At 42.1% G+C, this 21,756-nt stretch carries 22 protein-coding genes and 1 pseudogene; 15 read left to right on the top strand and 8 right to left on the bottom strand.

Annotation, left to right across the window (positions count from 1 at the left end; genetic code table 11):
* The 4 genes and pseudogenes from ACEWB7_RS10465 to gltS form a co-directional block, all read left to right on the top strand.
* Positions 1-105 (top strand): annotated as a pseudogene (locus ACEWB7_RS10465) (IS5/IS1182 family transposase); the annotation flags it as partial.
* Between the two features lie 309 nt (positions 106-414).
* Positions 415-747 (top strand): hypothetical protein, encoded by a 333-nt coding sequence (locus ACEWB7_RS10460; RefSeq protein WP_411580736.1) that lies wholly within the window; start codon positions 415-417, stop codon positions 745-747.
* A gap of 8 nt (positions 748-755) precedes the next feature.
* Positions 756-977, top strand: a complete 222-nt coding sequence (locus ACEWB7_RS10455; RefSeq protein WP_278362964.1) for a hypothetical protein — start codon at positions 756-758, stop codon at positions 975-977.
* A gap of 124 nt (positions 978-1,101) precedes the next feature.
* Entirely contained in the window at positions 1,102-2,325 is a 1,224-nt protein-coding gene (gene gltS, locus ACEWB7_RS10450) for a sodium/glutamate symporter (protein WP_104484060.1), read from the top strand.
* Between the two features lie 152 nt (positions 2,326-2,477).
* On the opposite strand, the gene ACEWB7_RS10445 is transcribed toward gltS, so the two are convergent.
* On the bottom strand, positions 2,478-3,344 hold the full coding sequence (locus ACEWB7_RS10445) for an alpha/beta fold hydrolase (protein WP_180054049.1): 867 nt from the start codon (positions 3,342-3,344) through the stop codon (positions 2,478-2,480).
* A 116-nt stretch (positions 3,345-3,460) separates the two neighbouring features.
* Here ACEWB7_RS10445 and ACEWB7_RS10440 point away from each other — a divergent pair, with 116 nt between their 5' ends.
* Positions 3,461-3,919 (top strand): hypothetical protein, encoded by a 459-nt coding sequence (locus ACEWB7_RS10440; RefSeq protein ID WP_312157423.1) that lies wholly within the window; start codon positions 3,461-3,463, stop codon positions 3,917-3,919.
* A 108-nt stretch (positions 3,920-4,027) separates the two neighbouring features.
* Here the strand turns inward: ACEWB7_RS10440 and ACEWB7_RS10435 are convergent, their stop codons facing one another.
* Positions 4,028-4,243 carry a hypothetical protein gene (locus tag ACEWB7_RS10435; protein WP_004783783.1) on the bottom strand — a complete coding sequence of 72 codons (216 nt, stop codon included), beginning with the start codon at positions 4,241-4,243 and terminating at the stop codon, positions 4,028-4,030.
* 593 nt (positions 4,244-4,836) lie between these two features.
* The gene (brnQ, locus tag ACEWB7_RS10430) at positions 4,837-6,123 is read right to left on the bottom strand and encodes a branched-chain amino acid transport system II carrier protein (RefSeq protein ID WP_312308580.1); all 1,287 of its coding nucleotides are present in this window, start codon (positions 6,121-6,123) and stop codon (positions 4,837-4,839) included.
* A gap of 352 nt (positions 6,124-6,475) precedes the next feature.
* On the opposite strand from brnQ, the gene map reads away from it, so the two are divergent.
* The gene (map, locus tag ACEWB7_RS10425; protein ID WP_312308579.1) at positions 6,476-7,270 is read left to right on the top strand and encodes a type I methionyl aminopeptidase; all 795 of its coding nucleotides are present in this window, start codon (positions 6,476-6,478) and stop codon (positions 7,268-7,270) included.
* Positions 7,271-7,563: 293 nt separating this feature from the next.
* Here map and ACEWB7_RS10420 read toward each other — a convergent pair whose 3' ends face one another.
* From ACEWB7_RS10420 to ACEWB7_RS10405, 4 genes are all read right to left on the bottom strand, one after another.
* On the bottom strand, positions 7,564-8,463 hold the full coding sequence (locus ACEWB7_RS10420) for a LysR substrate-binding domain-containing protein (RefSeq protein WP_312308577.1): 900 nt from the start codon (positions 8,461-8,463) through the stop codon (positions 7,564-7,566).
* Between the two features lie 87 nt (positions 8,464-8,550).
* Positions 8,551-9,255: an NAD-dependent deacylase gene (locus tag ACEWB7_RS10415; protein ID WP_312308574.1), complete on the bottom strand. Its 705-nt coding sequence runs from the start codon at positions 9,253-9,255 to the stop codon at positions 8,551-8,553.
* A 19-nt stretch (positions 9,256-9,274) separates the two neighbouring features.
* A complete protein-coding gene (locus tag ACEWB7_RS10410; RefSeq protein WP_312308572.1) occupies positions 9,275-10,207 on the bottom strand; it encodes an alpha/beta hydrolase in 933 nt (310 codons plus the stop codon).
* A gap of 14 nt (positions 10,208-10,221) precedes the next feature.
* Positions 10,222-10,770, bottom strand: a complete 549-nt coding sequence (locus tag ACEWB7_RS10405; RefSeq protein WP_125279125.1) for a PadR family transcriptional regulator — start codon at positions 10,768-10,770, stop codon at positions 10,222-10,224.
* Between the two features lie 166 nt (positions 10,771-10,936).
* Here ACEWB7_RS10405 and ACEWB7_RS10400 point away from each other — a divergent pair, with 166 nt between their 5' ends.
* From ACEWB7_RS10400 to ACEWB7_RS10390, 3 genes are all read left to right on the top strand, one after another.
* Complete coding sequence (locus ACEWB7_RS10400; protein WP_312308570.1) at positions 10,937-12,961, top strand: NADPH-dependent 2,4-dienoyl-CoA reductase; 2,025 nt, start codon at positions 10,937-10,939, stop codon at positions 12,959-12,961.
* A 219-nt stretch (positions 12,962-13,180) separates the two neighbouring features.
* Positions 13,181-13,591 carry a nuclear transport factor 2 family protein gene (locus tag ACEWB7_RS10395; protein ID WP_312308569.1) on the top strand — a complete coding sequence of 137 codons (411 nt, stop codon included), beginning with the start codon at positions 13,181-13,183 and terminating at the stop codon, positions 13,589-13,591.
* Between the two features lie 69 nt (positions 13,592-13,660).
* Positions 13,661-14,767, top strand: a complete 1,107-nt coding sequence (locus ACEWB7_RS10390) for a YheT family hydrolase (protein ID WP_166134882.1) — start codon at positions 13,661-13,663, stop codon at positions 14,765-14,767.
* A gap of 61 nt (positions 14,768-14,828) precedes the next feature.
* Here the strand turns inward: ACEWB7_RS10390 and ACEWB7_RS10385 are convergent, their stop codons facing one another.
* Positions 14,829-15,284: a hypothetical protein gene (locus ACEWB7_RS10385; protein WP_373684945.1), complete on the bottom strand. Its 456-nt coding sequence runs from the start codon at positions 15,282-15,284 to the stop codon at positions 14,829-14,831.
* 228 nt (positions 15,285-15,512) lie between these two features.
* Here ACEWB7_RS10385 and ACEWB7_RS10380 point away from each other — a divergent pair, with 228 nt between their 5' ends.
* From ACEWB7_RS10380 to rodA, 6 genes are all read left to right on the top strand, one after another.
* Positions 15,513-17,153, top strand: coding sequence for a CTP synthase (locus tag ACEWB7_RS10380; protein ID WP_180070220.1), 1,641 nt, complete (start codon positions 15,513-15,515; stop codon positions 17,151-17,153).
* 31 nt (positions 17,154-17,184) lie between these two features.
* The gene (kdsA, locus tag ACEWB7_RS10375; RefSeq protein WP_004783756.1) at positions 17,185-18,042 is read left to right on the top strand and encodes a 3-deoxy-8-phosphooctulonate synthase; all 858 of its coding nucleotides are present in this window, start codon (positions 17,185-17,187) and stop codon (positions 18,040-18,042) included.
* Between the two features lie 44 nt (positions 18,043-18,086).
* Positions 18,087-19,376 carry a phosphopyruvate hydratase gene (gene eno, locus ACEWB7_RS10370; RefSeq protein WP_034171067.1) on the top strand — a complete coding sequence of 430 codons (1,290 nt, stop codon included), beginning with the start codon at positions 18,087-18,089 and terminating at the stop codon, positions 19,374-19,376.
* Between the two features lie 7 nt (positions 19,377-19,383).
* On the top strand, positions 19,384-19,773 hold the full coding sequence (locus ACEWB7_RS10365; protein WP_004783752.1) for a septum formation initiator family protein: 390 nt from the start codon (positions 19,384-19,386) through the stop codon (positions 19,771-19,773).
* Positions 19,742-20,455 (top strand): 2-C-methyl-D-erythritol 4-phosphate cytidylyltransferase, encoded by a 714-nt coding sequence (gene ispD / locus ACEWB7_RS10360; RefSeq protein ID WP_411580731.1) that lies wholly within the window; start codon positions 19,742-19,744, stop codon positions 20,453-20,455. Before ACEWB7_RS10365 ends, ispD begins: the two co-directional genes overlap by 32 nt.
* A gap of 100 nt (positions 20,456-20,555) precedes the next feature.
* Positions 20,556-21,695, top strand: coding sequence for a rod shape-determining protein RodA (rodA, locus tag ACEWB7_RS10355; RefSeq protein WP_125279132.1), 1,140 nt, complete (start codon positions 20,556-20,558; stop codon positions 21,693-21,695).
* The last annotated feature ends 61 nt before the right edge of the window (positions 21,696-21,756 follow it).

Genomic DNA, 21,756 nt, shown 5'->3' with positions numbered 1-21,756 from the left:
AAAAGATTTAGAATACTAAGTGAACGCTATCGAAATAGACGGAAAAGATTCGGTTTACGCATTAACTTAATCGCTGCACTGGTAAACCGGATGAACTTGCAATAACGACTTTCGCAAGAGATCTATTTAACTGATTTAGAAACAAATCGTTCAAAAGTAAGAAATGATAAGCAATTAATTGCTGCGGAAGATTGTTTAAAATTAATAAAAGTATTTAATAAAACAAATTTCCTGATTCAAATACTAATAAGAATTAATTTTAAAAAAGTATATGCTGAAAAAAGAGAATTAGAATTACAAGGGGTTAGTGAGCAGCTATACCGTGACTGCAACATTGAAAATATTTTAAAAGAAATTAAAGACTTAAATAGTGATTTTATAGACCTTTATTTAGATCATCAAAGTTTAAATAGTTTGCGTATTTTTCAGGGAATAACAGTTACTGCAATAACATTAATAGCGGCTTTTAAAGACAGAACCACAGAATTTTTAAAAAAAGAAGATAAAGAGCTTGTTGAACTAATAATTAAAGACTTACCAAGTACTAAAAGTTCATTTGAGAAATATGGTGACGAGTATATGTTTATTTGGCACGACTATTTTTATGAGAAAACTTTAATCTCATTACGCAGTTTTGTTAGTGGTGAAAAAATCAATGATGATATCGTCAATATTCAAAAAATAACAATGACAACTAGAGAAATTTATAATAATTTACCTGATGATTTAAAAGTGCAAAGAAGTTGAAGTAATCAATGCCCAAACAATCCCGATTCCTCTGTATTGGTGGGTTCCTCAATGGAACCCAAGTCAAAGACCAAGGCGACAGTTTTATCTGTGTCGAAAATGGTAAACAGGTGACTTACCATAAAAAGGAAATCTTCCATCAAGATGCTTGGGATCATGATTATTATGTTTGTGAAAGTACGACAGACCAGCAAGCACACAATTGGGTTTATGATATTCCATCGTATTAATTGAATCTATTTGGGACATAAATTAAACAATTACTAGAAACAATAACTTGCATAACATTTCTAAAATTGATTTTTCATACTGTTTTCCTAAAACTGTATGAAAATAAAGCCAATAGGGAATGTTATGAATTATGAAATCGATGCCTTTGGCACCTTGGTGATTGCGGTTTTTTTTCTGTTTATTGGGCGGTATCTTGTTAGTAAAATTGGCTTCTTTAGAAACTATAACTTACCTGAACCTGTAATCGGTGGTCTAATCGCAGCGATTACAGCTTTTATTCTCTATAAATTTTTTAATATCAGTGCCACATTTGACTCAGAAATTCAAACCATTCTGATGCTGATGTTCTTTACCTCTGTGGGTTTAAGTGCAGACTTTACCAAGCTCAAAGAAGGCGGGAAATCGCTTCTGATCTTTCTGGTCTGCGTCATTCTATTCGTAGTTGTACAAAATGCGGTTGGCATGAGCTTAGCCACAGCACTTGGGCTTGATCCATTGATTGGTTTGATTGTTGGTTCTGTTACTTTAACAGGGGGTCATGGTACTGCCGGTGCTTGGGGTGAAGTGCTTGAAACTCAATATGGAATCCAAGGGGCAATTGTTCTTGGTATGGCCAGTGCTACTTTTGGTTTGATTATTGGTGGGCTTGTGGGTGGTCCGGTTGCCAAATTCCTGATTAAACGCAATCAATTGGCAGAGACAGTAGCGCAAGAGACCAATGAACAACAACTCGATACTAGCATCAACACCGCACCCTTCGAATATCCAAAGAAAACCCGACTAATTACAGCCAGTAATGCGGTGTCAACTTTAGGGATGTTTGCGCTATGTATTTTTGTTGCGAATGAAATGACAGAAATCAGTCAGGGAAGATGGTTTGAACTGCCGACCTTTGTTTGGGCCTTGGGGACAGGGGTAATTGTACGTAACTTCCTGGAGCATGTGCTGAAAGTCGATATCTTCGACCGTGCCATTGATGTATTTGGCAACGCGTCATTGTCCCTGTATTTATCTATGGCCTTACTTTCACTGCAACTCTGGCTGCTGGCCGATTTGGCAGGCCCGCTCATTACCATTTTGTTTGCGCAGACAGCGGTACTGATTTTATTTACCGCAATTGTGACCTTTAGGATTATGGGAAAAAATTACGATGCAGCGGTATTGGTAGCAGGACATTGTGGTTTTGGTATGGGAGCAACACCGACTGCGATTGCAAATATTCAGGCGGTCACAAATAGTTATGGTCCATCACATAAAGCATTTTTAATCGTACCGCTGTGTGGTGCATTTTTTATTGATATTGTGAATGCTGTGGTGATTCAGAGTATCATTGCATTTTTCGGTTAAATTTTAATACGACTTTAAAATCATATAGACATTAAAAAGCCCCATGGTTAGGGGCTAGTCGTATGCACATCTGAGGCACATACTGTAAGAGGCTCATCTCATACTGAGTCTATTAAAGCACATTAACCTCTCAATAGCCATTTAAATCATCTTTAGGCAGATAACTGTTGCTCAATGACTGGCCATAAGTTTTGATGTGACTTCTTGAACATCAGCATATGGCCAATCCCTTTATGACCATATTCTTGGGGTTTTAGTTCAATCATTTCTGTGGCTGCTTTTGGATATAAGCGTAGCAAGTCTTTGACATTTGCTTGAGTGGCAATTTCATCATCTGAAGCCCAGATTGAGGTAATCGGGCAGGTGATCTGGGCATGATAGTCATGTGCTGGTGCGATCTTTTTACCAATCGCATTGATGACATAACCCGGTCTACTACAAAATTCTGCCCATTCACGTGCCACATCTTTTGGCAGGTTTTCACCCATTCCAATGGCTTGGGTTGGGCCATAGCCTTTGGTGATACGTGCCAATGGAAAAATGATATTGAACATCACTGGCGCTAGTAATTTAGTGCGACCCCTTAAACCTTTAACATGACCAGTCGATCCGGCAATGGCCACGACTTTTTCCACTTTGGCATAGTTTGGGACAATACCCAGAAGCTGTCCACCAGCACTATGACCGAGTAAGATGACCTTTGCTGCCTGAGTTTTAGCTAATAGCGCATCAATTGCAGCCGGAATGTCCAGTTGTCCCCATTGCACAATACTGGCTTTAGACTGCTTAACCGAACCTTTTAAAGATTCCCCAATACCTCGAAAATCAAATACCAGCACTGCATAACCCTGAGCTTGCAGCCAGCAGCTAAAACTATGATAAAACTGTTTGGTAATGCCAGTCGCAGGGCAGATTAATATAGGAGATTTCTTGCATTCAGCATCAGTAGCTGGATAAAAACGTGTACTTAATTGATAGCCATCCTGGCACTTTAGAGTCAATGTTTCGAATTCAGACATGGGCTACACTATATTTTTGAATCAGAATGAATGCTTAAATTTACCTGACTTCTTCAAAGAAACTTGTTAAAACAATGACTAAAAAGTCAGTACGATGATAAAAACGGAATGAAAATATGCAGGGAATCGAACTTGATCTGGCAGTAAAGATCGCGATTATTTTTAGTGGAATATTCTTATGGGTGGGGATGTTAACCGGAGTATGGAAGTATTGGCAAATCCGCCAGTCTGTCAATTCACGGGCGCATTATTATGTGGATATTGCGCATCGCAGCAGTCTGCTTTATGCCCCTGCGACATTGATTCTGGCGGTATTGGCTTATTATTCAGCACTATCTTCGCAGATTAATTTGATCTGTGTATTGATCAATATTCTCTTTTTCAGTTTCTCGATTGGCGCTTATATCTTGCATGGGTTTTTGAAAGACACCACTAATCAGTTTAAGCGACCGCATCAACTAGGTAAATTTCAGTTGCCGGGCGTGCTTATGACTTTGGCAATGTTAGGTTTAATTATTGCAGAATTAGGAGGAACAAGTGTGCTTCTTTATGGGGCGGCGGTCGGATTATTCTAATTTTTTAATAGTTGATTTTATTTTTTGAGCTTTAAGCTCAATTTATTTCTTTTTTGCCAGATGGATGACTGGCCAGATCATCCACTGGGGTATAAATTTATTAATAAATTATCGGTATTTCTGGTCAATCACAGCCCATAAGAAAAAGGCTGCCGACACAATCAAGGCATAACCGACGTACTCAAATTTTAAATTGCCTTGAATTAAACAATGCACAATCAAGGTCAGCATAAGCGCAACCGTGGTGCTCAAGAAAGTCACCAGATTGGTATTTGCCTTAAGAGCGTCAATGAAGACTTGCTTTTTGAAATGTACTGATAACATCTCCATCCCTCCCGTTTATTTGTATTATTGAAGAGTAAATCTTATTGATTTAGTCTGAATTGAATATACAGTTGTACTTCTTAATTTCAACCTTTGCAACTATTTAAGTGAACTTTAACAGTTAAAAAAGGCCTCCTTTAGTCGTATTACTGCACTAATCAATGATTGCCTCCGAATCATCATCTTAAACATTTCAGCGAGGGCAGTTCGACTGAAGTGTGCAAGCGATCATTCATTGCTACCATAGGGAAAAGCAAATTCTACGCCAAAGATTTGTAGAGATAATCCAGAGAATGTAAGTCTATGTAGGATGATGAAGGTGAGTTGGTTTCATCAGGAAACAATATGTTTTAAAAACAGTAAAATACAGAGTTGTGTTGATCTTCTGCTAAAGAATGAAAATGGAAGTAAGAAAGAAGATAATTAAAATAATTGATTAAAAGTCTATAAAGCTTTTTAAAATACAATTTAGCTGTGATCATGATTAGAGGATGTAAACAATAAATGTCGGTTTGGGTAAAACCTGACAGTTATTGATCACGCTAAAACCGGATTTTGGGTAAAAATACGATTTTTCTGACCTCTTAGAAAGATTAATTTCTGATGCGATCAATCACAGCGGCAATGACAAGAACAATAAGAGATGGAATCAGCCATGCCATATTTTGTTCAGAAAGCGGTAAGTTCTGTAGCAATTCAGGTAATTCAAGGCCAGCAACTTTAAGGCCATCAAAAACACCGAAAATAAATGCAACCAGTGTGGTCGGTGCAACAACTTGAGCAGGCTTTCTAAAGAAATGACCGCAGAAGCTTAGCAGGATCACTGCAATTGCAGGCGGATAAATCGCGCTCAATACAGGCACAGACACGGCAATCAATTTAGTCAAACCAAGATTTGAAATCACCAGCGAGAAGCCGACCAATACAAAGACAAAGGCTTTATAAGGCAATTTAGTAATAGACGAGAAATATTCAGCACATGCACAGGTTAAGCCAATCGCAGTCACCATGCAGGCAACAAAGATCATGGTAGCAAGGAAATAAGCACCCATATCACCAAAAGCATGTTGTACATAGGCATGCAGAATAATCGCACCATTGGCAGCATTAGGTGCAACATCGTGACTACCTAAGCCTAGTTTAAACAGGCTGAGATAAACTAGAGTTAGACCAATCCCTGAAATGATCGCTGCATTGACTGCATATTTGGTAATCAGCTTGCGATCCGTTACGCCACGAGAAGTAATCGCACGGACAATCACAATACCAAAGACCAATGCACCTAAGGTATCCATGGTCAGATAACCATTAACGATGCCTTCAGTGACTGGACTTGTAACATAGTTACCCACTGCAGCAGGTGGTTTGCCGGCAGGAATCAACACTGCAGCGCCGCCTAAAATGATCAATGCGATAATTTTTACTGGAGACAGGAAGTAACCAACCGTATCCAAAATCTTATTTGGATAAAGAGAAACCAGAGTCACTACAGCAAAATAGATCACACTATAGATCAGCAGGTTGCTAGGTGCATTGCCAAAGTATGAAGAGAAGCCGATTTCATAAGAAACGGTTGCGGTACGTGGTGTCGCGAATAAAGGTCCAACCGTCAGATAACACACAACAGTCAGTAAAAGACTGGCAGCTTTACCTAATGGAGAACTTAAGATCTGGATTGAACCTTCAACACGTGACAATGCCACGATGGTGATAACAGGTAGGCCAACTGCCGTAATCAGGAAACCTAGGGCAGCTAACCATACATGCTCACCGGCTTGTTGAGCCACAATCGGTGGAAAGATAATGTTGCCCGCACCAATAAACAGTGCAAAGGTCATAAAACCTAAGGCCACAATATCTCTTGTACGGAGACTTGTCATAGAGGGAGAACAGATAAATAAAAGAAAGCGATTTTAGTGTATATATGATGATTTTTGGAGTTTAATTTAATGCTGAAAGCCTTGATTTTACTGATCTTGACGATCGGATAATGTGAACTTTAAAAGCTTGGTAGAAATATATCTTTGATATTCAGTTGAAAAAATTATAATTTATTTTTAAATAAATAAATCATTTAGGCTCCATTTCATCATTTTAAGCTTATTGTTTGTATAAATAAGCAGCATTGAGATTCTCTAGAGCAAGTTTTAAGAATTGTCATGCAGAGCGAACAAATGCGCATCTTGGCTGAAAAAGGACTATAATTTCCCGATTCACCTTGAGGATAGATCCATGCGAGCTCCAGCGATTACTCTGAAAACCGAACAAGATATCGAAAAATTACGTATATCTGGGCGTTTGGCTGCACAGGTTTTGGAAATGATCGGGGAGCATGTCAAGCCGGGTGTCACAACTGAATATCTGGATGACATCTGTCATGATTTTATCGTCAATACACTAAAAGTGACGCCAGCTAATATTGGCTATTATGGTTATACCAAAACCACCTGTATTTCACCGAATGAAGTGGTTTGTCATGGTATTCCATCTCCGAATACGGTCTTGCAAGATGGCGATATTATTAATATTGACGTTGCGATCATTAAAGACGGTTATTTTGGCGATACCAGTCGAATGTATTATGTCGGTACACCAACTCCTGAAGCCAAACGTCTGGTCGAAACCACTTATGAAGCTATGGTTGCCGGGATTCATGCCGTTAAACCGGGCGCAACCCTAGGCGATATTGGTTATGCAATCCAGTCTGTTGCACAGCGTGAAGGCTACACCATTGTGCGTGAATATTGTGGTCATGGGATTGGTAAAATTTATCACGAACAGCCAAACATTCTGCATTACGGGCAACCAGGTCAGGGCATCAAACTGGTACCCGGCATGGTCTTTACCATTGAACCTATGGTCAACATGGGTAAAGCGCGTGTTAAAGAGCTGAAGGACGGCTGGACAGTGGTTACTGCGGATAAATCCTGGTCGGCTCAATGGGAACACATGGTAGTTGTGAATGACACAGGTTTTGAGCTGTTATCGCCGTGGCCAGAAGGTACAGGCGAGTATCCGAAAATTTAAATTATTTTTCATGTTATGCATTGAAATACAGTAGCTTACATAAATTACAGCTTGCTTGCTATTGGTGACGAAAGCCTACAAAACACTACATGAAGAAGTGGTTTAACCAGCCAAATTCTCTTAATCTATTTATAGTTAGTTGATGTTTGTTTTGTTAGATGTTTGATTGCTTTATATTAGATTTGGCTTAGTGGTAGTAGTTTCCTTTCGTTCACTTCATGCTGTAGTGAATCGTTTTTATTAGCTCATTTTTCCCCAAGAATGAGCTATTTTTTTGCCGGAAATATGTCTATTTATACAAGATGCAAATGCTCAACCAGATAATCAATAAATACTCTTACAGCTGGTAACAGACCACGACGGGAAGGATAAACCAGATGGAAAATTCCATGTGCCGTTTTCCAGTCTGAAAGTACCCGAACCAGTTCGCCCCGTTCTATATATTGCTGCACGACATTATCGGGCAGTAAGGTAATACCACAGCCTGAAGCTGCCAGCTGTGCCAGCATATTCAGGTCTGATCCCATTACAGTTGGGCTGATCCGGATTTTCTTCTGTTGCTGCTGCTCATTCTGCAACACCAGGAACTGTTCAGTATGTTCCTCAGCCATGCTTAAAATTTTATGTTCAGAGAGTTGTTCAGGCGTTTTCAGATCGCCAAATTCATTTAAATAGCCCTGACTGGCAAACAGATGCTGTTCAATTTTTTCAAACTGACGAATCACCAGATTCGGATCATCATCCAGGCTGGTCCGTACCCGTAGGGCCAGATCAAAGCCTTCATTAATAATGTCTACACGTCGATTGGTGATCATCATCTGGACTTTAATTTCAGGATATTTTTTCAGGAAATCCGGCAGGATTTTTGCCATTTCATTCTGGGCAATGGAGACGGGTAGGCTGACTTTGATGGTGCCACGCGGTTCAGTACTGAGATGATCTACCAGATCGTGTGCAGCCTGTGCTGCACTGAGCATCACTTGTGCATGTCGATAGATATTCATGCCAATATCGGTGACGGCAAAATGGCGAGAACTACGCTGAATCAGGCGGACGCCAAGGCGTTCTTCCAGATTATAAACGCGGCGGCTGAGCTTGGATTTGGGAATATCGGTAGCACGTTCAGCCGCACTAAAGCCGCCATGTTCCACGACCTGCGCAAAACAGTAAAAATCATCCAGATCAGTCAGCATCGTTTAATTCCATTCCTGCAACAATAGGCTGATTAAAAAATGATTGTTGCATACTGTCAACTATAGAATACGAATTTTGAATGATGATTAGATCTTAGACTCAAGTAATTTAAGTAAGGTTTTCATGCCTTCTGTGGCTGTCTGGGAAATCTTGTGAAACTGAACTGGTAAATGCTGTTGATCTGCTTTGGGATCAATATAATAAGCTGTGCAGTGAGCTGTAATCTCATGGATTAAGCCAGCAACAGGATATACTTGCAGACTAGTTCCAATAACCACGAAAATGTCAGCATCCTGTACACAATCTTGTGCTTCTTCATAAGCAGGTACGGCTTCGCCAAACCAGACCACATGTGGACGTAATGGATAGCCCTCCTTACAGAAGTGTTTAGTTAAATCTAATTCAGACCCTTCAATCGGATAAAACTCGGTGGTGTACTGGCAATTCGGGCCTGAGGTTTTGGCTAGGCGGATATTGCCATGCAGGTGAATAACCTTGGAACTTCCGGCACGTTCATGCAGATCATCAATATTTTGAGTAATCACATGGACATCAAAATCATCTTCAAGTTCGGCAATGAGTTGATGAGCTGCATTTGGCTGCGCTTCCAGAATGTTTTTACGTCGGGCATTATAAAAGCGTTGCACCAGTTCCGGATTTTTAGCCCAAGCTTCGGGTGTCGCCACTTCTTCTATACGATACTGTTCCCAAAGCCCATCACTATCACGGAAGGTGTTGATCCCACTTTCCGCACTCATGCCAGCACCTGAAAACACCACCAGTTTTTTCATGATTTCTTCTCCTGAATCTTTAGGCCGCTGAAGAACTGTATTGAGAATTTTCTTTTAGAAAGGTATCGAGCTCCCTGGCAAATTTGAGTGGTTCGGTCAGTAAGGGGGTATGGCCAGATTTCGTGAAAAATACCTGTTTAGCCTGAGGCAGGCTTTGGGCAATTAGGCGCTGACCTTCCACAGGATAAAGTTTTGACTGCACACCGCTAAAGAAAGTTACTGGACAAGTAAGCTTCGTCAGAGCTTCACGATAATCTTCCTGATGATATAAATAATTATTGATGTACCACGCCATATAATCCACCCGGCTAGAAGGAAGGAGCAGACTTTGCAGACGAGGTTGGTTCAGGATGAACTTAAATACTTTCAAACTGGCTGGACGATCATTTTGTAGCTGGATAAAGCGCAGCCATAATGCTGCAATTTGCTGTCGTACTGAATTATCCAGATCCCGAATGAGTTCAATATGCTGATGTTCTGCAAGTAATGTTGAAAGCTGCTGCAAAATTTCAATAAATTCCTGATGGCGTGGACCAAAAAGTCCAAATGCCCAGGCATTATCGACCGGAATCTTCGGTGTTTGGTCAATATGCAAATAAGCTGCTATGTGTTTGGAAAAATCTCCATAGCACAAGCCATGCATGGTAGTGGTTGCGCCCATAGAGTAAGCAATTACAATGAATTGATCTAAATTGAGCTGCTGGATCACCGACTGAACATCAAGCCAGTGACTGGAAATCGCATCCAGGTCTTGCGGGATTTTGCAGTGACTAGACTCCCCAAAACCGCGCCATTCAGGAATGATAAAGCGGAAATTTTTCTGATGTGGATAGAGAAAAGCTGCCCATTGCCAGCTCAACATGCCCAGACCTGATAAGACTAGTACAGGTTGACCCTGACCGTATTCACGTACAAATAACTGTTCGCCATCTGCCATGGTATAGAAGGGCATGCATATCTCCGTATTTATAATTTTTCTACATCGAATTGTTTAAGTCTGGGAATAACCTGTTCCAGCCAGGCAATCCAGCCCAGTTCCTGATCAATACCCAGTTGCAGAATCATTTTATGAATATACAGGGTTCGGTCATTTTCGTCAGCTTGAGCAAAGTCTTTGGCGAAAATATGCTGATAGGTTTTAAGCTTTTCTTTATGTATTTCTAGATGGCGTTCCAGTTCAGGTAAGGTGTTGTTGCCGCCAAGCTGGGCTTCTGCACGCAGACGAACCATCAATTCTTCACGAAGCTGTGCAGGAGAACTATGCTCCAGCATCCAGTTAGCCAGTTCTTCCCGGCCGAGTCGTTCTACCTGATAGGTTTTTTTACGGCTATGAGAATCTTCCTCTTCTATGGTCGAAATCCAGCCTTTTTGCAGCATGGCATTCAATTCACGATAGATCTGCTGATGGGTGGCATTCCAGAAGAAACCCATGGAGCGGTCAAAACGGCGTGCTAGCTCAATGCCGGTACTCGGTTTCTCAATCAGGCTGGTGAGTAAAACATGTGATAAAGACATAAACGTCTCAAAAAAGTGACTCGGGATTATTATGCAACATGTTGCATAAAAATCAATTCTGCACTATAAATTAGTGCAACAAGTTGCATAAGGCTGATGCTTGATGGAAATAAATCAGTCAGCCTGAATAAAAATAGCCAGCACATCTGCACGCTAGGGAGTTGAAATGTCTAAATATCCGAATTTACTTGCCCCACTGGATCTGGGTTTTACCACGCTTAAAAACCGTGTCTTGATGGGCTCTATGCATGTGGGCTTAGAAGAAGCACCAGGTGGTTATAATCGGATGGCCGCCTTTTATGCAGAACGCGCCAAGGGTGGCGTAGCATTAATTGTGACAGGTGGTATCTCACCGAATGATCATGGCGTCACTTTTCAGGGCGGTTCCAAGCTCGACACGATTGAAGAAGCTGAAAAGCATAAAGTGATTACCCAAGCTGTACATGAGGCTGGCGGGAAAATTGCCATGCAGATCCTGCATACCGGCCGTTACTCTTATCAGGCGGAAAATGTCGCGCCGTCTCCAATTCAGGCACCGATTAATCCAGTCAAACCGCATGCTTTAAGCTCTGCTGAAGTGCAGCAAACCATTGATGACTTTGCCAACTGTGCCAGACTGGCTCAATACGCCGGTTATGACGGTGTCGAAATCATGGGTTCAGAAGGTTACCTGATCAATGAGTTCATCGCAGCGCGTACCAATCATCGTGATGATGAATGGGGTGGTAGTTATGAAAACCGTATCCGTTTCCCGATTGAAATTGTACGCCGTACCCGTGAAATGGTCGGTGAGAATTTTATTATTATCTATCGTCTTTCCATGCTGGATCTGGTTGAAGGCAGTTCAACTCTAGAAGAAGTAATCCAACTGGCCAAAGCCATTGAGAAAGCGGGCGCGACGATTATTAATACCGGTATTGGCTGGCATGAAGCGCGTATTCCGACCATTGCTACCAAAGTGCCACGTGCGGCCTTTACTTGGGTTACGCGCAAGCTAAAAGGTCAGGTGAATATTCCTCTTATTACCTCTAACCGTATTAATACGCCGGAAATGGCAGAATATGTCCTGGCTACAGGCGATGCCGATATGGTGTCAATGGCACGTCCAATGCTGGCAGACTCTGAGTTTGTCTTAAAAGCAGAACAGGGCCGTAGTGATGAAATTAATACCTGTATCGGTTGTAATCAGGCCTGTCTGGATCATATTTTCTCGATGAAAATTGCTACCTGTCTGGTGAATCCACGCGCGTGTTATGAAACTGAACTGATCTTTAAAGAAACCAATGTAGCGAAAAATATTGCAGTGATTGGTGCAGGACCAGCGGGTTTAAGCTTTGCCATCTATGCAGCAGGTCGTGGTCATCATGTCACTGTATTCGAAGCTTCAGCGCAGATTGGTGGGCAATTTAATATTGCGAAGACCATTCCAGGTAAGGAAGAGTTTTATGAAACCTTACGTTATTTCAAACGTCAGATTGAGTTGCAACCACGTATTCAATTGAAATTAAATTGCACCGCGACCTTTGATCAGCTGATTTCAGCCGAATTTGATGACATTGTGGTTGCCACTGGGGTGACACCGCGTCAGCTCGATATTCCTGGAATTGATCATCCTAAAGTGTTGTCTTATCTGCAGGTGCTAAGAGAGCGTAAACCAGTCGGCCAGCGTGTGGCGATTATTGGTGCAGGGGGTATTGGCTTTGATACAGCCGAGCTGCTTAGTCATGGGACCGAAAGTGGTAGTGTCAATCCGGAAAAATTCTATGATGAATGGGGAATCGATACTAACTATGAAAATGTTGGTGGACTCAAGACCGCCAATGTAGAACAGCCTGAACGTGAAATTTATTTATTGCAGCGTAAAGCAGCTTCTGTCGGTTCAAGTCTGGGTAAAACCACAGGCTGGATTCACCGTACTGGCTTAAAACACCGTAATGTCAAAATGATTGCCGGTGCAAGCTATGAAAAAATTGATGATCAGGGCTTGCACGTTATAGTGAATGATCAACCTGCAGTATTAGACGTAGATAATGTCATTATCTGTGCTGGTCAGGAATCTTATACTGCCATGTTTGATGAACTAAAAGCTGCCAGTAAAAACGTGCATCTCATTGGTGGTGCGAAAGAAGCTGGCGAGCTGGATGCTAAACGTGCGATCCGTCAGGGTGCTGAATTGGCTGCGGTAATTTAATTGATAAAATTTAAAAGATGACAGTTTTTGCTTTCATGCGAAATTGTCATGAAAGAAAGTTGATTGTTCCCTCTCCTTTGTTAAAGGAGAGGGTTAGGGAGAGGATTCTATTCTGAAACACCAGAATCCCCCTAAATCCCCCTTTAGTAAAGGGGGAAATTTCATTATTAAAACGAAGAAAGCGTATAGATGGAACTCTAAAAATAAAAGGAATCTAAAATGACAATTGAAACAACAAAACAGGCCATTACACGCTGGCATGAAATGTTAGAAACACGTGACATGTCCATATTGAATGAACTCCTCGCGGATAATGTCGTATTCCGCTCGCCCGTGGCTTTTCAGCCTTATCCCGGGAAACAGGTTGTATTTTTTATCTTGACCAATGTGATTCAGGTCTTTGAAAACTTTACTTATCACCGCGAATTTCTTAGTGAAGATGGTAACAATGTTGTACTTGAGTTCTCAGCCAATGTCGGCGATAAGAAACTTAAGGGAATCGACATGATTCAGTTCAATGATGAAGGTCAGATCATTGATTTTGAAGTAATGATACGACCGAAATCTGGACTTGAAGCCTTAGCTATAGAAATGGGCCAGCGGATTCAGGCTTATCAGGCTAATACTTAATTTCCTAAAATTGATTCAAGTCGGCATGAAGTTTGTACATCACTGATAGAAAACTAGAGGGGAATACAGATGAAAATGTGGCTTAAAAAAATGAGTCAACTTTCAAGTGAATATCTGGACCGCTTTAGCGGAGCAGATCTTCCAACACTTTATTATAATCCGAATGGTTTATTTTCTGGTGTGATTGAACGTTTACCACTTTTAAAACAGAAATATCGTCCAACACCGTGGTTATCGAATGCGCATGCGCACATTCTATATCTGGACTTGATAAAAAAACGCACGATTAAGCTGCAATATGATGTACTTGAGCAGCTGAATATGTCCGATGGCGGCATTACTGGCATTGCCTGGTATGGTTTAGATTTACCGCCAAGTACACCTACCATTGTGCTATTGCATACCATTACCGGCTCTCCGGAATCCATGCGGGAGCTGGTGCGTGACCTACATAAATATACAGGCTGGCGTGTTGCTCTGTGTTTGCGCCGTGGTCATGCTGACCTGCCAATGCCTGTGCCAAAAATGAACTTGTTTGGTTCAACCCAAGATCTGCGTGAACAGTTGCTCTATATTCAGGACAAGTTTCCTCAATCCGATCTCTATGGTGTGGGTTCCTCTGCAGGGACAGGATTGCTGGTTCGCTACTTGGGTGAAGAGGGCGAGCAGACCCCGCTCAAAGCAGCCTTTGCCTTATGCCCAGGCTATAATACCGAAACCGGTTTTGCCTATGTGCATCCGTTTTATAGCAAAGTGATGGCTAAAAAACTGATTAAACGTTTTATCCATCCTTATCAGGAAACCTGGCAGATTTATCCTTCATGGAAGCAATTGCTTGAGGTGAAAGACTTATCTGAATTTGAACAACGCTATTATGAGCTGGCAGGCTTTTCAGACTATGAAAGCTATACCAAGGCCACCAACCCGATTTATGTCTTTGAAAATGTCAAAATTCCATTGATGATTTTGAATTCGGAAGATGACCCGGTCTGTCATATCCAGAATCTGGAACCGTATAAGGATGTCATTCGAGCCATGCCAAATATTGTGGTCGTCACCACTAAAAAAGGTAGCCATTGTGGCTTTTATCAGGGCTTAATGCAGACAGAATCATGGGCCACTCGTCTGATGGCAGATTATTTACTGCAACTTTCCGATACTCCAACGGCAGCTTGAAAGAGATTTTTAAACCATAAAAAACCCAGCATAAGCTGGGTTTTTTTGATGAAGGATTATATTAGTTTTCAAGTGCTGGCATAGCAGCAGCAATTGCATCTGCAACTGCATCATCTTCAGACTTATTTGCAGAAGATGAGTTGTTTTTAGGAGCGGCTGGTGTTGCTGCAGGTTTTGCAGGCTGCTCAGTGCTTGAATTTGTTTCAGCTGCAGGCGCAGGCTCTGATTGAGCAGGTTCCGGTTTTTTAACTTCACGGCGAATTTCAGTCGTAGTATTCGCAGTTTGTTCGCGCTGGATTTCAACAGTCGGTGCTGCTGGTGCTTCTTCAACCGGTTCAACTGGTGTTGATTCTAATGGTTCAACAGGCTCAAGTTGTACAGGTTCCGGAGCAACCACTTCAGATGCTGGAGTAACTTCGGTTTGTTCTTCTTCTTTTGGAGCTTCTTTTTTTACACAACCAGTCAGTGTAAGGCCAGTCAGGATCAGGGTACAGATTAAAAGTTTCTTCATCATCATTGCATCAAACAGAATAGTGTAGGGTGTGAATGTTCCTATTATAGCAGCAAAATGCAATATATAAATCATATGAACTTACTGTAATTTTTTTCAGGAATTGCTGTTAGAATAGTCAATTGTTTATTGTTCTTTGATTTGATGCGGATTGACTTTGCTTTATTGGTACAAGGTAAAGTAAAATTGCGCAACATTGCAGGCCGATTTAGGCTCGATTGTACGAGAAACCCAATGACCCATTTTATTTTCGTGACTGGTGGTGTTGTTTCATCACTAGGTAAAGGTATTTCAGCTGCTTCTGTTGCTGCACTTTTAGAAGCCCGTGGTTTAAAAGTGACCATGGTAAAAATGGATCCATACATTAATGTCGATCCAGGGACTATGAGCCCATTCCAGCACGGTGAAGTTTTTGTTACAGAAGACGGTGCTGAAACAGACTTAGACTTGGGTTACTACGAACGTTTCTTGCGTCGTGCGAAAATGACCAAACTGAATAACTTTACATCAGGCCGTGTTTACCAGGATGTTCTGAATAAAGAACGCCGTGGTGACTACCTGGGTGGTACTGTACAAGTTATTCCACACATTACTGACAACATCAAAGAACGTGTACTTCGCGCTGGCGAAGGTTATGACGTTGCGATCGTTGAGATCGGCGGTACTGTAGGTGACATTGAATCTCTCCCATTCATGGAATCTGTACGTCAGTTAATGGTTGAACTTGGTCATAAACGTACGATGCTGATGCACTTAACGTTACTCCCATACATTAAGTCTGCAGCAGAATTAAAAACTAAACCAACTCAACACTCAGTAAAAGAACTTCTGTCTATTGGTATTCAACCAGACATTTTGATCTGCCGTACTGAACATGATGTTGATGCAGATACGACGCGTAAAATTGCCTTGTTCACTAACGTAGAAGCGCGTGCAGTAGTCGTGTGTAAAGATGCACGTACGATCTACCAGATTCCACGTACTTTCTATGAACAGAACGTTGATGATCTCATCTGTGAACGTTTCGGCTATGACAATCTTCCAGAAGCAGACCTGTCTGACTGGGATAATGTGGTAGAAGCTTTACTGAACCCTGAATACACTGTACGTGTTGCGATGGTGGGTAAATATGTTGAACTTCCAGATGCCTATAAGTCTGTGAACGAAGCACTTTTACATGCCGGTATTCAAAACCGCGTGAAAGTTCAGATCGACTATGTCAATGCTGAAGAGCTTGAAAGCCAAGATGTCAATGAAGTATTGAAAGATGCGGATGCGATTCTGGTACCAGGCGGTTTCGGTGAACGTGGTACTGAAGGCAAAATGCAGGCGATCAAATACGCACGTGAAAACGGTGTTCCATTCCTGGGCATCTGCTTGGGTATGCAGCTTGCAGTGATCGAATATGCACGTAACGTGGCGGGTATCACTGATGCGACTTCAACAGAATTCAACCGTTCAACCAAATCTCCATTGATTGGTTTGATCACTGAATGGTTGGATGAACGTGGTGAAGTCCAACAGCGTTCAGTAGATTCTGACCTTGGTGGCACCATGCGTCTAGGTGCACAGAAGTCTGAACTGGTACCGGGTACCAAGACTGCTGAAGTGTATGGTTCGGATGAAATTATCGAACGTCACCGTCACCGTTACGAGATGAACAACCGTTATATCCCAGTGCTGGAAGAAAAAGGCATGAAGATTTCTGGTTATTCTCCAGTGCAACACCTGGTAGAAACTGTTGAAATTCCTGCACATCCTTGGTTTATTGCAGTACAATTTCACCCGGAATTTACCAGCTCGCCACGTGATGGACATCCATTATTTGCCGGTTTCATTGATGCTGCGAAAAAACAGTACCAAAAAACCAAATAATGCGAGTTTAAGACACAACTAGGAAGTTTAAATGTCACAATTAAAACCACAAGAAATTGTACGTTTAGGCGATATACAAATGGCAAACCACTTGCCATTTGTACTATTCGGCGGCATGAACGTACTTGAGTCGAAAGACTTAGCTTTTGAAATTGCAGAGACTTATGTTGATATCTGCAAACGTTTAGATATTCCATATGTCTTTAAAGCAAGTTTTGACAAAGCCAACCGTTCAAGCTTGAACTCATTCCGTGGGCCTGGCCTCGAAAAAGGAATCGAGTGGTTAGCCGACATTAAAAAACATTTTAATGTGCCAATTATCACTGATGTACATGAGCCGTATCAGGCTGCTCCTGTGGCAGAAGTTGCTGACATTATCCAGCTACCTGCATTCTTAAGTCGTCAGACTGACCTGGTTGAAGCGATGGCAAAAACAGATGCCATCATCAACATCAAAAAAGCCCAGTTCCTTGCTCCGCACGAAATGCGCCACATTTTGCATAAGTGTCTGGAAGCAGGGAATGACAAGCTGATTCTTTGTGAGCGTGGTTCAGCTTTTGGTTACAACAATCTGGTTGTAGACATGTTGGGCTTCGACATCATGAAAGAAATGAACGTGCCAGTATTCTTTGATGTAACACATGCATTACAAACTCCAGGCGGTCGTGCTGACTCTGCCGGTGGTCGTCGTGCACAGATTACTACACTGGCGCGTGCCGGTATGGCAACAGGTCTTGCAGGTTTGTTCCTGGAAGCTCATCCAAATCCGGATGTGGCAAAATGTGATGGTCCTTGTGCCTTGCGTTTATCTCAACTAGAACCATTCCTGGCTCAATTAAAAGAGCTGGATACTCTAGTGAAAGGATTTGAAAAATTAGATACCCATTGATGCAGTTTTAAGCATCCTGTTATTAATCAACTGAGGAATTGTTCATGAGCCAAATCGTTGACATTCGTGCACGTGAAATTTTGGACTCTCGTGGTAACCCAACCATCGAAGCAGACGTTATCCTGGCATCTGGCGTAGTTGGCCGTGCATGTGCACCATCTGGTGCTTCAACTGGTTCTCGTGAAGCTTTAGAACTTCGTGATGGCGATAAAGCACGTTACCTAGGTAAAGGTGTTAAAACTGCGGTTAACAACGTAAACACTCTGATTCGTGATGCGTTAGTGGGTAAATCAGTATTCGAACAAAAAGACATCGACAATACGATGATCGCTTTAGACGGTACTGAAAACAAAGAAAAATTAGGTGCAAACGCAACTTTGGCGGTATCTCTTGCTGCTGCGCGTGCTGCTGCTGAAGAAAAGAAAACGCCGCTTTACCAATATATCGCAGATCTTCGTGGTCAAAAGATTTTGACTATGCCTGTTCCAATGATGAACATCCTGAACGGTGGTGCTCACGCAGACAACACTGTTGATATTCAGGAATTCATGATTGAGCCTGTAGGTTTCACTTCATTTTCTGAAGCGTTACGTGCGGGTGCTGAAATCTTCCATTCTTTAAAATCAGTTTTGAAGAAACAAGGTTTGAACACTGCTGTTGGTGATGAAGGTGGTTTTGCGCCAAACCTTCGTTCTAACGAAGAAGCTATTACTGTGATCCTGTCTGCAATCGAGCAAACTGGTTACAAGGCTGGTTCTGATATTATGCTTGCGCTTGACTGTGCATCTTCAGAATTCTACAAAGATGGTCAATATATCCTGGCTGGTGAAGGCAACAAATCGTTCACAAGCAACCAGTTTGCTGACTACCTTGCAGGTCTGGTAAATCAATACCCTATCATCTCGATTGAAGATGGTCTGGACGAATCTGACTGGGAAGGCTGGTCTTACCTGACTTCTATCCTTGGCGATAAAATCCAGTTGGTGGGTGATGACCTGTTCGTTACGAATCCTAAGATTCTTCAACGCGGTATCAACGAGAAAGTAGGTAACTCAATCCTGATCAAGTACAACCAGATCGGTACATTGACTGAAACTTTAGATGCAATCTACCTTGCGAAAGCAAATGGTTACTCTACTGTAATCTCTCACCGTTCAGGCGAAACTGAAGATTCTACTATTGCAGATCTTGCAGTAGGTACAGCAGCAGGTCAAATCAAGACTGGTTCACTTTGCCGTTCTGACCGTGTAGCGAAATATAACCAATTACTTCGTATCGAAGAATTGACTCAAGCTGCATATCGCGGTAAAGCTGAGTTCAAAGGTTTGAACTAAGCGACTTATGTCAATGTTAAATGTATTCGACTCCTTGATGAGTAAAGTACTGTTGGGCCTTGCGATCGTTTTGATCGCAGGGTTTCAATATTTATACTGGTTCGGTGAGGGTGGTTATAATGACCATCAGGCATTGACCCAGAAAATTCAGCAACAAGTAGAATTGAATGAAGAACTGAAAGAACGTAATCGCGTTCTGGCCGCAGAAGTTTATGATTTGAAGAATGGTATTGAAGCCATCGAAGAGCATGCCCGTCTCGATCTAGGTTTGATCAAGCCGCATGAAACCTTTGTGCAAATGAGCACTATTAGTACTCAATATAAACCGATTTATCTTAATCCGAATAAAGTAGACCTGAGAACCAATGAATCAGCTGATGTTCCAACAACACCATAAATTGTGGGTCACTTTACCAGCTGCAGGTTCCGGTAGCCGATTTTCCAAAACCGAACTTAAACAATACCAGATGATTCAGGAACGGACCGTTCTTGAACACACGGTTTCCCGTCTGAATCAATTGCCATTAGCAGGTTATGTCCTTGCGATTGGTGCACAGGATGATGTTGCCAAGACTCTGCCACTTTCTCATCTGGATAAAGCACATTTTTGCTTGGGCGGTGCAGAGCGCGTCAACTCTGTACTAAATGCCTTGGAATATTTATCTGAGATTGCTTCAGAAGAGGATTGGGTATTGGTGCATGATGCAGCCCGTCCTTGTGTGAGTCAGAGCTCTTTGATTGATCTGGTCAATACAGCAATTCAAACCGATCAGGCGGCGATTCTGGGTATTCCGGTACGAGATACCTTAAAGCGTGTCGTAAAGGATCATGGTATTGAAATGACAGTAGATCGTTCGACATTATGGCAGGCGCAAACACCACAAATGGCGAAACTTGGAACCTTAAAACGTGCGATTCAGCAGGCACTCGCAGATGGTGTTACCATTACCGATGAAGCCAGTGCACTGGAACATATAGACGAACCAGTTCAAGTAGTACAAGGTCGCTCTGACAATATTAAAATTACCTATCCAGATGATCTGGAACTGGCCAAGCTGATTCTGGCTGCCCAGCGCTAAATATATTGCAATAAAAATGGAATAAATCGGTCAATGGCGATTTATTCCGGAGCACTTTAACTTATAATTTTGCCATCATGAATTTTCTACCCGTGGGCCAATGATCCCTTCACAGCAGTATCGTTTTTTGCGGCAGTCCGCACGCGATGGACGTAGTATTAATCCCCAGAATGCCTCCCGATGGACCAAGTTGCACCTCGATCCATGGCTGCTTTGTTTCCTGATTTTAAATGCGATCTTGGGTCTGATGGTGGTTTACAGTGCCACCTCTGAAGATTCGGGGATGGTAATTCGCCAGGCGATCAGTTTTGGTGTGGGCTTTGTGGTGATGTTTATCTGTGCACAGGTGCCACCGAAGGTTTATCAGGCTGCCAGTCCATATTTTTATATGTTCGGTATCTTTATGCTACTGCTGGTCTTTGTGATTGGTGAAAAGCGTCTGGGGGCAACACGCTGGATTACATTGCCGGGTGTGGGGAGCATGCAGCCGAGTGAGGTAATGAAGTTTGCCATGCCACTGATGATGGCCTGGTACTTTGCCCGTAAACCTTTCCCTCCAAAGTTTCTGGATATTGTCGGTGCCTTGGTGATTTTAGGCGTGCCTTTCGTACTGGTGGCATTACAACCCGATCTAAATATCGGTCTGGTGATTCCTGGAATCTTTGTACTGTTCCTGAGTGGCATGTCATGGCGTCTAATTGCTGGAGCCTTTGCTGCTTTGGCCGTTGCAGTGCCGCTACTGTGGATGTTCTTGTTGCAGGAATATCAAAAGAAACGGATTCTGACTTTATTCGATCCAGAATCGGATGCCTTGGGCGCAGGCTGGAACATTATCCAGTCCAAAATTGCCATCGGTTCGGGCGGGATTATGGGAAAAGGTTACTCACAAGGTACGCAGTCTCATCTAGGTTATCTGCCTGAACATCATACCGACTTTATTATGTCGACTTATGCAGAAGAATTTGGCTTTATCGGGGTGTTTCTGCTATTCAGCCTGTTTACGGCCATTATTATTCGCTGTTTGATTATTGGCATGAATAGCTTTCATAACTTTGGCCGTTTGTATGCCGGTGCGATCGGACTGACTTTTTTCTTCTTTGTATTTTTAAACTCAGGCATGGTCAGTGGGATTTTACCTGTGACGGGTGACCCTTTGCCATTGATGAGTTATGGTGGTACAGCTGTGATTTCCATGTTGGCAGGGATGGGTATTGTGATGTCAATTCATACTCATCGGTAGAAAATTCAATGAAGTAAGTTTTCAAAGCCGGACCAGTTCTGGCTTTTTTATTGCTCGTATT

Source organism: Acinetobacter sp. NIOH-H-8 (genome assembly GCF_046635365.1).
GTDB lineage: Bacteria > Pseudomonadota > Gammaproteobacteria > Pseudomonadales > Moraxellaceae > Acinetobacter.
Note: the sequence above shows the minus strand (reverse complement) of the source record. Positions and strands in the feature narration are given on the sequence as shown.

Bases quoted from the DNA above. Each gene is read 5' to 3' on its own strand.
- ACEWB7_RS10435 (WP_004783783.1), bottom strand. From the start codon at position 4,243: ATGTTATCAGTACATTTCAAAAAGCAAGTCTTCATTGACGCTCTTAAG.
- brnQ (WP_312308580.1), bottom strand. From the start codon at position 6,123: ATGACAAGTCTCCGTACAAGAGATATTGTGGCCTTAGGTTTTATGACC.
- eno (WP_034171067.1), top strand. From the start codon at position 18,087: ATGAGCCAAATCGTTGACATTCGTGCACGTGAAATTTTGGACTCTCGT.
- ACEWB7_RS10405 (WP_125279125.1), bottom strand. From the start codon at position 10,770: ATGTCTTTATCACATGTTTTACTCACCAGCCTGATTGAGAAACCGAGT.
- ACEWB7_RS10395 (WP_312308569.1), top strand. From the start codon at position 13,181: ATGACAATTGAAACAACAAAACAGGCCATTACACGCTGGCATGAAATG.
- ACEWB7_RS10440 (WP_312157423.1), top strand. From the start codon at position 3,461: ATGCAGGGAATCGAACTTGATCTGGCAGTAAAGATCGCGATTATTTTT.
- ACEWB7_RS10410 (WP_312308572.1), bottom strand. From the start codon at position 10,207: ATGCCCTTCTATACCATGGCAGATGGCGAACAGTTATTTGTACGTGAA.
- ACEWB7_RS10455 (WP_278362964.1), top strand. From the start codon at position 756: ATGCCCAAACAATCCCGATTCCTCTGTATTGGTGGGTTCCTCAATGGA.
- ACEWB7_RS10415 (WP_312308574.1), bottom strand. From the start codon at position 9,255: ATGAAAAAACTGGTGGTGTTTTCAGGTGCTGGCATGAGTGCGGAAAGT.
- rodA (WP_125279132.1), top strand. From the start codon at position 20,556: ATGATCCCTTCACAGCAGTATCGTTTTTTGCGGCAGTCCGCACGCGAT.
- ispD (WP_411580731.1), top strand. From the start codon at position 19,742: ATGAATCAGCTGATGTTCCAACAACACCATAAATTGTGGGTCACTTTA.
- map (WP_312308579.1), top strand. From the start codon at position 6,476: ATGCGAGCTCCAGCGATTACTCTGAAAACCGAACAAGATATCGAAAAA.
- gltS (WP_104484060.1), top strand. From the start codon at position 1,102: ATGAATTATGAAATCGATGCCTTTGGCACCTTGGTGATTGCGGTTTTT.
- ACEWB7_RS10390 (WP_166134882.1), top strand. From the start codon at position 13,661: ATGAAAATGTGGCTTAAAAAAATGAGTCAACTTTCAAGTGAATATCTG.
- ACEWB7_RS10445 (WP_180054049.1), bottom strand. From the start codon at position 3,344: ATGTCTGAATTCGAAACATTGACTCTAAAGTGCCAGGATGGCTATCAA.
- ACEWB7_RS10385 (WP_373684945.1), bottom strand. From the start codon at position 15,284: ATGATGATGAAGAAACTTTTAATCTGTACCCTGATCCTGACTGGCCTT.
- kdsA (WP_004783756.1), top strand. From the start codon at position 17,185: ATGTCACAATTAAAACCACAAGAAATTGTACGTTTAGGCGATATACAA.
- ACEWB7_RS10400 (WP_312308570.1), top strand. From the start codon at position 10,937: ATGTCTAAATATCCGAATTTACTTGCCCCACTGGATCTGGGTTTTACC.
- ACEWB7_RS10365 (WP_004783752.1), top strand. From the start codon at position 19,384: ATGTCAATGTTAAATGTATTCGACTCCTTGATGAGTAAAGTACTGTTG.
- ACEWB7_RS10420 (WP_312308577.1), bottom strand. From the start codon at position 8,463: ATGCTGACTGATCTGGATGATTTTTACTGTTTTGCGCAGGTCGTGGAA.
- ACEWB7_RS10380 (WP_180070220.1), top strand. From the start codon at position 15,513: ATGACCCATTTTATTTTCGTGACTGGTGGTGTTGTTTCATCACTAGGT.